At 35.3% G+C, this 11,133-nt stretch carries 12 protein-coding genes; all 12 read right to left on the minus strand.

The window, feature by feature from the left end; genetic code table 11:
- The gene (locus PHE88_05520; protein MDD5687274.1) at nt 1–744 is read right to left on the minus strand and encodes a uracil-DNA glycosylase; all 744 of its coding nucleotides are present in this window, start codon (nt 742–744) and stop codon (nt 1–3) included.
- A gap of 171 nt (nt 745–915) precedes the next feature.
- Nucleotides 916–1,563: a phosphopantothenoylcysteine decarboxylase gene (locus PHE88_05525; GenBank protein ID MDD5687275.1), complete on the minus strand. Its 648-nt coding sequence runs from the start codon at nt 1,561–1,563 to the stop codon at nt 916–918.
- An 80-nt stretch (nt 1,564–1,643) separates the two neighbouring features.
- Entirely contained in the window at nt 1,644–2,699 is a 1,056-nt protein-coding gene (locus PHE88_05530; GenBank protein MDD5687276.1) for a dienelactone hydrolase family protein, read from the minus strand.
- A gap of 38 nt (nt 2,700–2,737) precedes the next feature.
- Nucleotides 2,738–3,292 (minus strand): flavoprotein, encoded by a 555-nt coding sequence (locus tag PHE88_05535; protein MDD5687277.1) that lies wholly within the window; start codon nt 3,290–3,292, stop codon nt 2,738–2,740.
- A complete protein-coding gene (gene gmk, locus PHE88_05540; protein ID MDD5687278.1) occupies nt 3,280–3,852 on the minus strand; it encodes a guanylate kinase in 573 nt (190 codons plus the stop codon). Before gmk ends, PHE88_05535 begins: the two co-directional genes overlap by 13 nt.
- Before the next feature lie 54 nt (nt 3,853–3,906).
- Nucleotides 3,907–5,685: an O-antigen ligase family protein gene (locus PHE88_05545; protein ID MDD5687279.1), complete on the minus strand. Its 1,779-nt coding sequence runs from the start codon at nt 5,683–5,685 to the stop codon at nt 3,907–3,909.
- A gap of 31 nt (nt 5,686–5,716) precedes the next feature.
- Nucleotides 5,717–7,222 (minus strand): phosphoglucomutase/phosphomannomutase family protein, encoded by a 1,506-nt coding sequence (locus tag PHE88_05550; GenBank protein ID MDD5687280.1) that lies wholly within the window; start codon nt 7,220–7,222, stop codon nt 5,717–5,719.
- Nucleotides 7,223–7,240: 18 nt separating this feature from the next.
- Nucleotides 7,241–8,293, minus strand: coding sequence for a hypothetical protein (locus PHE88_05555; protein ID MDD5687281.1), 1,053 nt, complete (start codon nt 8,291–8,293; stop codon nt 7,241–7,243).
- Nucleotides 8,290–9,084 (minus strand): inositol monophosphatase family protein, encoded by a 795-nt coding sequence (locus PHE88_05560; GenBank protein ID MDD5687282.1) that lies wholly within the window; start codon nt 9,082–9,084, stop codon nt 8,290–8,292. Before PHE88_05560 ends, PHE88_05555 begins: the two co-directional genes overlap by 4 nt.
- Before the next feature lie 207 nt (nt 9,085–9,291).
- Nucleotides 9,292–9,546, minus strand: a complete 255-nt coding sequence (locus PHE88_05565; protein ID MDD5687283.1) for a type II toxin-antitoxin system RelE/ParE family toxin — start codon at nt 9,544–9,546, stop codon at nt 9,292–9,294.
- On the minus strand, nt 9,536–9,751 hold the full coding sequence (locus tag PHE88_05570) for a DNA-binding protein (GenBank protein ID MDD5687284.1): 216 nt from the start codon (nt 9,749–9,751) through the stop codon (nt 9,536–9,538). Before PHE88_05570 ends, PHE88_05565 begins: the two co-directional genes overlap by 11 nt.
- A 343-nt stretch (nt 9,752–10,094) precedes the next feature.
- On the minus strand, nt 10,095–11,084 hold the full coding sequence (ychF, locus tag PHE88_05575) for a redox-regulated ATPase YchF (GenBank protein MDD5687285.1): 990 nt from the start codon (nt 11,082–11,084) through the stop codon (nt 10,095–10,097).
- Nucleotides 11,085–11,133: the final 49 nt, after the last annotated feature.

An 11,133-nucleotide genomic window follows, 5' to 3' on the forward strand; every position in this document is an offset into this window, starting at 1 on the left:
CTATAACTCTTTTTGTTTTTTCAGTTCTGCTTTTATCTTTTTAATATCTTCCCAGGTTTCAACTTTCCAGTTTGGGTTCCTTAATAAGGCGGCCGGGTGGTAGGTCGGGATTAATTTAATTCCTTTATAATCGTAAAACTTACCCCGTAATTTACCAATAGGAATATCCATACCAATAAGCGTTTTAGCAGCAACACTGCCAAGCGCACAGATAATTTTTGGCTTAATCAGCTCAATCTGTTTTTCAAGATAGGGAATGCAAGTACTTATTTCTTCAGGATTGGGAGGACGGTCATTACCCCTGTTATCGGGATGAGACGGGTCAATCATAGGGTGACATTTAACAATATTAGCGATGAAAACATCTTCTCTTTTTAACCCTAGTGACTTCGGCTGAGTAATTATTTCATCCAAAAGCTTTCCTGCACGTCCTATAAACGGCCTTCCCTTCTGGTCTTCGTCAAAACCGGGACCTTCACCGACAAACATAAGCTCCGCTTTAGGATTACCCTCACCAAATACGGCGTTTTTCCTTGATGCTGAAAGATGACATTTTTTGCAGGTTCTTACTATAGCTGAAAGTTTCTTTAATCCTTCATCAACATTTGAACTTTTGTTAGATTCTTTTTTTGTTCTTTTCACATTTTCTCCCTTTTCTGAAGCAATTACGGTAGCAATTCCGTCTGCTTTCAATTGCTCAACATACTTTTTTGTCATATCAATCGTTTTGTTAAAATAAGTCATACTTCATATCACTCCGGTAAATATTAAATTACTACATTAGTGTCACTGCCACTCCTTCCATTTGCCTGTCATTGCGAGGGCGAAACCCGCGGCAATCTCGTCAGCAAAACATGAGATTGCTTCGCTATCGCTCGCGATGACACCAAAAAGAACTTATGGACCCTACCTTAATTAAGAAAGAGTCTTAAAATTTTCTAATTTATCAAATATTTTTTCCGCTAAAATATTTTTTGGTATATTTTTAAATTTATCAATACCGTTTTGCGTGATAATTGCACCTGTTGTCTTAGCGCTGTTAATTGTATTAACACCATTCGCTATTATCATATCCAATTTCTTCTTTTTAAGCTTTGCACGGGCGTTCTCTTCCAGGTTTTCAGTCTCAAGAGAAAAACCAATAACAAATGATTCTTGTGTTCGAATGTTCTTATGTTCTTGCACTACTGATAATAGAATGTCAGGATTAGGGATTAAATTCAATTTAATTGGTTTACCTGTCTTTTTTATCTTGTTTTTAGAAATTTTTTCAGCCCTGTAATCGCCGACTGCAGCACAGGAAATAAAAATATCGCATTGCTTAAAATATTTTTTTACCTGTTGAAACATTTGTAACGCCGAGACTACTTTTACAACTTTTATGCCTTTCGGCGGCTTTACATTTACAGGACCGCTTATTAATATTGTCTTTGCACCTCTTTTTTTTGCTTCTTCAGCTAAAAAATAACCCATTTTCCCGGATGAGTCATTGGAAATAAACCGGACAGGGTCAATATATTCCTTTGTAGGTCCTGCTGTAATTAAAACTTTCTTATTTTTCATATATAATTTCAGCCCTACAATTTCCCCCTCATCTTTTTTCTTTTCCCCAATGGGGAGAAGAAAGAGAGAAAAATATTTACTTATTTACTAATCTTAAGATACTCGTCCAAAAAATTCCAGGACATTTCGCGGGTACACTTGAACGTTATATGTCCGTCACCATGCACATATATCGCCAGTTTATCGTTTGCACCAAGCAGTTTATAAACAGGAAAAGCGGCATAGACGCATGAGAAAGCATTCATTACATCAGGTGATGCGCACGGATCAAAATATGTCTCTATCTCTAATAATGCTTTCGGGGCAATAAGTGAGATAAGTTCGTTATATTCCCATTGCGGTATCCCGCAATTTTTTTTCATATAATCAATTATTCTCGGGTTACATTCGGGATGAGGGGCCACAATTTTGTAAAGATAGAGACTGTTTGGCGTGATACCGGCAGAACTGACAGTTGCAATTACCCTTTCATCAAAAGCCGGCAGTATTAAAGCCGCTCTGCCACCTAAAGAATGCCCGAAACAGCCGATATTCTTACCTTTACTAAAACCAAGTTTTTCCAGCATATCCAGCGATAATTGCTGTTCAATCAAACGTCTTGAATCTAACGTCCACTCAGGGTATTTTTTGTAAAATTCATTCTGTACTTCATATAAATCTCTCTCTTTAAATTCAGGGGAATATGAATATTGGTCAGGTAAAATTACCACATATCCTCTTTCAGCAAGTTCAAGAGCATATACAGATTCCGGATAATTTTTAGGGTCCATCAGGCAGTATTTACCACCCATATTATTACCATGAATGGCAATTACAGCATGTGCAGGAAGCACTTTTTCCCCGCCTTTCGGTAGCAAGACAACAGCTTCATTCCACTCGTCTTCTATAACACGGTATTTATATACTATATGTGTAAGTCCGTATTCTTCGTATCTTTTTATTTCTTTATATTCCGGTTTCCTACAAATGCCCGCGGGAACTTTTCCCATTGATTCTGAAATACGTTCTTCTATTGTTTTTCTTATTTTAGGCCACTCGCTTGCTTTTGTACTTGGAAGAATCGGAGGTGACGGCATTATACTTTTTATCGTATGCTTGCTTACCCTACTCCAACCCGATGGATAAATCTTGCTCATTTTCTTCTCCCATTATAATATAGTTATTCAGTAAATAATCAGCGGTTTTTTAAGATTTTTTCTATCTCAGAAATGATTTGTCGGGGTTCTGACATTCTACCTATATCTTCATCACCACAGGCAAGTTCACCTTTTTCCGGACCAATAAAATAAAACCCGATTTTTTTAAGCTTTGAAATATTTTCCTGCGTAATCTGATTTTTATACATTTCAGAATTCATTGCCGGACAAATCACGACAGGACATTTTACAGAAAGAATTAAAGTTGTCAGTGCATCATCTGCTATACCTGCAGTAATTTTAGCAATTACATTGGCTGTCGCAGGTGCAATTAAAAACAAATCCGCTTTTTTTGCAATAGAAACATGCTCAATATCCCAATCAAATAAAGTTGAAAACATATCATCATAAACCCTGTTTTTAGAAAGTGTCCGGATTGTAAGAGATGTAACAAACTCAGCAGCATTTTTAGTCATAACAGGTAACACTGCAGCCTCTGATTTTACCAAAAACCGTATAATTTCACATGATTTATACGCAGCAATTGAACCGCTTATACCTACTATTATATTTTTATTCTTCAGTGATGACATAACTTTCGCTCCTTTTTTATTATGCTTTCTAACTTACTAAATGCTTTTTTAAGCGAATCATTAACAACTGTATAGTCGTAAAACTTCCTGTATTTCATTTCTTTCCTGGCGTTATGAAGCCGTTTTTTTATTTCTTTCTCACTGTCACGGTGCCGTTCCCTGAGCCGTTCAGACAATACTTTTGTTGACGGTGGTACAATAAATATCAAAAGTGCTTGCGGGTATATCTTTCTTATGTTCATCGCACCCTGGACATCAATATCAAGTATAACATCTTTACCTTTTTTAAGCTTCTCGTCAAGTTGTTTTTTGAGAGTTCCGTAGTGATGACCATGCACGAGAGCTGTCTCTATAAACTTACCCGCTTTTTTTTTCTTTAAAAACTCTTTTTCTGATATAAAAAAATAATCTCTGCCTTCTTTCTCTTTTGGCGATGGTGGACGGGTAGTGGATGAAACGGAAAAAGCAAGTCCTTTAATATCCTTAAGAATAAGATTAACCAAAGTTGTTTTGCCCGCACCTGAAGGAGCTGATATTACGATAGGAATCCCGTCTCTCATGTTAAATTATTATAATTTATATATCCCGATTTGTCAATAATACTGAATTATTGCCTACTTCATAGAATTAAGAATTTTGAGGTTTTTCAGGAGTTGTTCTTGTAATTTATTATCAGGTAAGCCTAAATCTGCTGCAATATTCCAGTATTTCAACGCATTTCTCCTATCTTTTTTTAAATAATAACAGTTCCCGATGTTATTGTATACTTCGCCGTAATTTCTTAAAGCAATCGAAATATTATACGATTCTATCGCTTTGTCAATCAGGTTAAGTTTTCTGTATGCCTCACCTAAATCATATGCCGTTCTTTCAGAATGATAGTAATCCATCTTTATCGCTTTTTCATAATCAGTAATCGCACCCTGAAAATCATTAGCAAAAAGGGCATTGTCCCCTTTTTTTCTGTAAACGTCACTTGCAAATTGAGGTATTACTATCTTGTATAATAAAATAACAAAAATTATCAGGAGAATTACATGGATAATCGGATTTAAGTGACTCTTAGAAATATGTTGTAAATATTTTTCTTTGCTTTCACCTACTAACGACACGCGGGGTACATATGATTCCATAATCCCGAAAAATACAAACATTGCTGAAACAACTGGCACTATTGAAAAAGGGAAATTTGTCAATGCATAAATAAAAACAGAAAACACTCCCGTAAAAAGTCCTAAAAGCATATTAAATCTGGATTCATCCGATTTTATTTTTTGATATAACAATTCTACACTATAATAGAAAAAACTAAAAAAGATAAATAAAAAGGCGGCTAATCCAAAAATACCCGTTTCGGCGAACCGCTGCAAAAACTCATTATGAAGATTTGATTCACTTGTACTTTGTATTTGTATATCTCTTTTAACTTTTGCCTGATAATTTGCAAAGTTAACTTTTAAGTTACCCGCACCAATACCTAAAACAGGGTGGTCTTTTATCATTTCCCAGCCGGTTTTCCACTTAAAAATCCTCTCGTTTACCGAAGAGTCTTTAGTCTCAGTATTTATAATTTCACCAACAAAGCTTTTTATTGAGTCATATTTGCTAATTGATATAATAACCATTGCCGAAAACAACAGAGAGAACCAGAAAGTACCCCTGAACATTCTTCTTGATGCTGCAAATTTTATTCTTGTATAAATCATCTGCCAAATAATAAGACATGCAATTGATATTAAAAATGCAATCCATGCTCCGCGGGTCCTGGCAAGCCATATATTAAATACAATCAGAAAACAAAAAATCATCCAAAAAATATGCACTAATGGTTTCCTTGTTGAAATCATTTTTGTAAAAATTAAAGGAAATACCAGTAAAAGATAACCGGAAAAAAAGTTAGGGTTACCGAAAGTTGAGAAGGGTCTGCCGCTGAAGTTAGAAAGCCAGTTAATAATATCAAATCCGAGATATTGCAGTAAGCCATATATGTTGGCAATAAATGTCACTATGATTAAAACGTTTAATACTGCCATTGAATACTTCTCAGGAAATCTTCTTACAGTAAAATATATTGATGTTAAAATAACCCAGAAAAGCAAAAACTCGTAAACCAATTGTGAATGAACTGCGTTTATTATAGAAAGTATTATTGCAAGCAAATATAAAACCAGAGGAAAACCAAGCCATGTATTTTTTGTATTCTTAAAGATATTTGATTTTAGTTGTTGTCTTTTCTCGAACATTTTTAATATCAGCAACAAAGCAAGAATCAAACCATAAAAACTAAAAACCAAATCCTTAATTAAAAAATTATCCTTTGTCCCTGTATAAAATGCCAAAGGAGTCAGCAAAACAATTATTTGAATACATAAAAAAGATATTTTATTAGTCATAGTTTTTGTGCTTTTTTAAACAAAAACTAAATTAATCGCTTAGAAAACTCTTAGAAGATGAAGTCAAACTATCCAGTTTTTTCTTACTATCCGCTTCCACGTAAATACGGATAACCGGTTCTGTTCCCGATAACCGCAAACCTACCCAGGAACCGTCTTCAAGTATAAACTTATAACCGTCTAATTTATTTATATTTACAACCTTTAGCGAGGATATTTCAGCAGGCGGGTTTTTTTCAAGTTTTGTTTTTATACTGTTCATTTTCTCTTGCGGGAGATGAAAATTAAGACGAGTCGATAAAATTGTCCCGACTTCTTTATAAATCTGGTTTAAGATTTTCCTAAGCGACTTTTTGTTTATTGCGACCATCTCTGCCGCTAAAAGACAAGCTAAAATCCCGTCTTTTTCGGGAATATGTCCAAATATTGTAAGCCCTCCGGACTCCTCGCCGCCTATAATCATATCCTCTTTTGTCATTACTTCACCTATATACTTGAAACCTACAGGGGTTTCCCTTACCGTAATGTTATATTTCTTAGCGACTGCATCGATTAAATGCGTTGTCATAACAGAACGGGCAACTACACCTTTCCACTTTCTTGTTTTAACAAGGTGGTCAAGTGAAAGTGCTATCATTTCATTTGGTGAAATAAAACTGCCGTCGCTGTCAATAATACCAAAACGGTCGGCATCACCATCAGTTCCAAGTCCTAAATTATATTTTTCTTTCTTCAATATACTTAATAGTTCCGTCAAATTCTCTTTTGATGGTTCAGGTGCATGACCTCCAAAAAGCACATCCCTGTAATTATGCAGTATTTTTACTTTGCAGTCAGCATCCTCAAGAATTTTATCAAGATACCCGCGGGCTGTACCATAAAGAACATCCAGGACTATTTTGATTTTTGATTTTTTTATCGCTTTTAAGTCAATTAACTCTTCAATTCGCTTTATATAGTTCTTTTCCGGTTCAATTTCCTGTATAAGATTTCTTTTTTTACCTTCCTCATAATTTATCTGCTTGATTTCACGTCCTGTCCCTTGCTCCCCAAGTTCCTTACACCTGTTTTCTATCGCTTTTGTCGTTTCGGGTAGTGCAGGACCTCCCCATGAAGGTGAAAACTTTAAACCGTTATATTCCGGCGGGTTATGGCTCGCAGTGAAATTTATACCTCCGCTGGTTTTTCTTTTTAAAATCTCATATGATATCGCAGGTGTCGGACAATCTCTCTTGGTGGAAAAAACAGTAATTTCATTAGCCGCTAAAACTTCAGCAGACGTCCTTGCAAAATTTTCAGAACAAAAACGGGTATCATAACCTATAATGACAGCGGGTGGGCGGGTGAGCGGGTGAGCGGGTGAGTGAGTTGATGAGGTTTTTGTCTTTTGACTTTCACTTATCTGCTTATCTCCTAATCCGCTTACCTGCTTTATATAATCCGCTATTGCCTGGCTGACAAGTTTTACATTATCAAAAGTAAAATCATCCGCTATTATCCCGCGCCAACCTGAGGTTCCAAATTTAATCATTTTCATACTCCTTAAACTGAATACCTAATCTTTTTCTTTTAAGTTAGTAAATTTTACTATGACTTCAGAAACACCGTTTAGCACCACCGAAATTATGTAAACCAAAATTGCTAATGCAACTGATACAAAAACAGCAAAAAGAGGATTTTTAAATAATAAGAAAACGAAAATTATCAAAACCAAAACTACCCCGGCAACAGATGATAACCACGACAAGAATTTGAATGCATTGGATATTCTTTCAAGCGACCTATAAGGTGTAATTTTCAATTTCTCAACCGGTGCAGCGACCTGCAACGCCTTACCACAAGTTTTACAATACCATGCTCTTAAAGAATTCTGAGTATTACAAATATCACAATTTTTTAAAGTAACTTCTACTAACGGTTTTCTGTGAAAAATATAAAGTTTTTCAACAAGCCCAAGTATAAACCATAGATTTATACCGACAACAGCACCTGCTAACGCTTCAATAAATTTTTCGGAAATCCAGGTTGTTCTGTCTATATCTATCAATAAAGATGCATATAGCTCAGAGCCTAAACCACCGCCAATCGCACCGCCTATAAGACCCGCAATCATACCAACCAGTATTTTATTTTTATTTTTTTCTATTATACCGCTAGTCATTCCAATAAAAATGCCGGCAATTGCCCACGAAAATGAATGTGAAATTGAATAAGCAAACGCATAACTCGAAAATGCATCGTAAACCACCCTGTTAATTAAGCCGCCAATAACACCGCCAATGCATCCAAGAATACCTCCGAGAAACGCCTTGTAAGATGAATGCTCAATAATACCGCCGACATTACCTAAGAAAGCACCGCCAATCGCACCACCAACAACCAAATGAACCACAATAGAAGATGACGAACCTATTGCACGGCTTAAAGCGATAGAAAGAACCCAACCAATAATTCCTGCAAACATTCCGCCTAAAGCGCGTCGCATAATCCAGCTAAAAGTTCCTACAACGCTTAATAATTGTTGACTTCTAAGAGTTACTGCAAGACCGCAACGATAGCAATACTTATCACTTGTCTCCGTAACATTACCGCAACTTGGACAAATCATCTTTTTCCTCCTATAATTTCTAACGCTTTCTTATGAATTTTCGAATTTGAAGCAAAAAGAGACCCGCCGAATAAATACCCGCCATTACCAGAAAAATCCGAGACGTTACCTCCTGCTTCTTTCACTATAAGTGCTCCCGCAGCGACATCCCATGGTTTCAATCCTTCTTCCCAGAAACCTTCAAAACGGCCACATGCAACATAACATAAATCAAGAGCAGCAGAACCAAGCCGCCTTACCCCTTCCGCCTGCTCATTGAATTTTCCAAATATTTTAATCAGTTTTCCCTGATTTTTCATATAATTACTATACGGGAAACCAGTAACAATCAGCGAGTGCTTTAAATCTTTTGTTTTTGAAACATTTATTTTTTTACCGTTAAGATACGCACCTTTACCCTTAATTGCATGAAAAAACTCTTTACTAACAGGATTATAGACAATACCGAACAGTGCATCGTTCCCGTTGTAAAGCGCAATGGATATTGAAAAAATCGGGAGCCCGTGCATAAAATTTACTGTTCCGTCAATCGGGTCAAGAATCCACAGAAGCCCGTTATGATTTTTTTTCTTTTTATTGCAGCTTTCCTCGCATAGAAATTCTACTTCCGGAAATTCCTTTTTCAATAGAGATATTATTAATTTTTCCGACTTTTTATCTGCAGTCGTAACAGGGTTCCTTTCACTTTTATAATTAACCTTAAATCCTCCCAAAAAGTATTTTTTCAGGATTTCGCTTGACCTGAAAACCGCCTTCCGGGTTGCTTCAAAGTATTTTGAAATATTATTCATTGTTTTGTGGTTCGACAAGCTCACCACGAGCTTGCTATGTATTGATAGTTTCGATTATATAAGATTATATTTTCACTGTCAATATAATAACTCAATTTTACGTAAAATTTTAGACAGGATTGCAGAATTTATCTATTTGTAAAATAAAAAAGCCAATTTATCAATTGGCTTTAGGAATTACAGACTATATCATGATTATTAAGACAATTATCCACGATATACTTCTTTTCGATGAGCGATTCTTAAAATTAAAACTACATTCTGTCCCAAAGTGTATATTATCCGGTAGTCGCCTATTCTTAAACTATATAACCCGGCAAAATCACCGGTTAAACGTTTGCCACACATAGGATTTTTTGTTAACTCTTCTTCAATTTGTTTTGCTATTTTTATTCGCTGAAAATGGTCAATATTTTTGTAGTCTTTAGCAACTGATTTTTTGTATGTTATTTTATTTTGCAATTAAACCTCTCATTTCTTTACTTGAAATAGTTTCATCCTGCGGATCATTTAACCTGTCAATTGCAATCTGACAATCAGCATATTCTTTGACATATGTTTCCAGCGCTTTCCTTATAATAAAAGTCTTAGTTCGCTGAAGTTTTTTAGATATAGAGTTGACTTCATGTAGTAAAGATGCCGGTAAACGAAAAGCGGTTAATATCATAATAATCCTCCTTTTGCTATATAAGTATAACATAGTATAACAAATTTGTCAAGCACTTTTTTGATTTCACAGATAAAACATATTTCTTTTTGAATATCCCTCTACCTATTAGACAAACAACTTTTATAAATTTTGTGTTGATAGTGAACTATATTTTTATTTTCTTCACAACATTGCTTGCCGAGGGCAAGCAACTACATTTTCAAAACAAATAGATTTTCTAACAGAAAGTGAAAAATCACTATACAACTCAAAGTAATTTCATTTTCTACAACATTTTTAGATTGCTTCGCTTCGTTCGCAATGACAAGAAAGTATTGGGATTTGTTGGGAAGGTCGCAAATTAAATCTTTATTCTTATTATATCGCCGTCTTGAACTACATAGTCTTTGCCTTCAAGGCGAATGATGCCTTTTTCCTGCAATGCTTTTTCCGAGCCGTATTTTTCAAGTTCTGAGAAGTTGAAGACTTCTGCTTTTATGAACTTTTTTTCAAAATCGGTGTGTATCTTGCCGGCGGCTTTTTGAGCTGTTGTCCCTCTCTTTATGTTCCATGCCCTTATTTCTGTTCCAACTGTTGTATAAAAGGTTATTAAATCAAGCAATTTGTAACTTGCTAAAATCAAATTTCCAAGTTCAGATTTTACTTCCAATTCTTTCTTTTCTTCTTCGGTAAGTTCCTGAATTTCATCTTCAAGTTTTGCATTTATTGGAATCAACTGATAGGGAATAGAAGATAGGGAATAGGTAGTAGAATCTTTTACGTTTGCAATATAGATAACAGGTATAGTAGATAATAATTGAAGATTAAAGATTAAAGAATTAAGATTAACCGATATGCCTTTATCGATTGAATCTTTTATTTTGTAAAGAACTTCGAGCTCGTCTTTTGCTTCTTTAATTCCGCATTTGGCTCTTGGTGAAACGGAAGATATTTTTTTAACGACTACGTCTAAATCTGCAATGGAAAGTTCTGTTTTTATAATTTCAATTTCATCTGACGGATTACAATTTTCCCTGAAACACCCTACAACATGGACCACAGCGTCCATTTCCCTTATATGTGATAAAAACTTATTCCCAAGCCCTTCTCCTTTTGATGCGCCTTTTACAAGACCTGCAATATCAACAAATCTTATGGTTGTGGGTGTGAGTTTTTCCGGTTTGTATATTTCACCTAATTTTTTGAGGTGCTCATCGGGGACTGCAACGATTCCTATGTTCGGTTCTATGGTTGTGAAAGGATAATCAGCAACAACGGCGTGTGCATTTGTCAGTGCATTAAAGATGGTAGATTTACCAACATTGGGAAGTCCAATAATTCCTATTTGCATAGATTAAAAACAAGGTAGAGAACAAAATGTTTTTTAATTTTCTCCCCCT

Source organism: Elusimicrobiota bacterium (assembly GCA_028718185.1).
GTDB lineage: Bacteria > Elusimicrobiota > UBA8919 > UBA8919 > UBA8919 > JAQUMH01.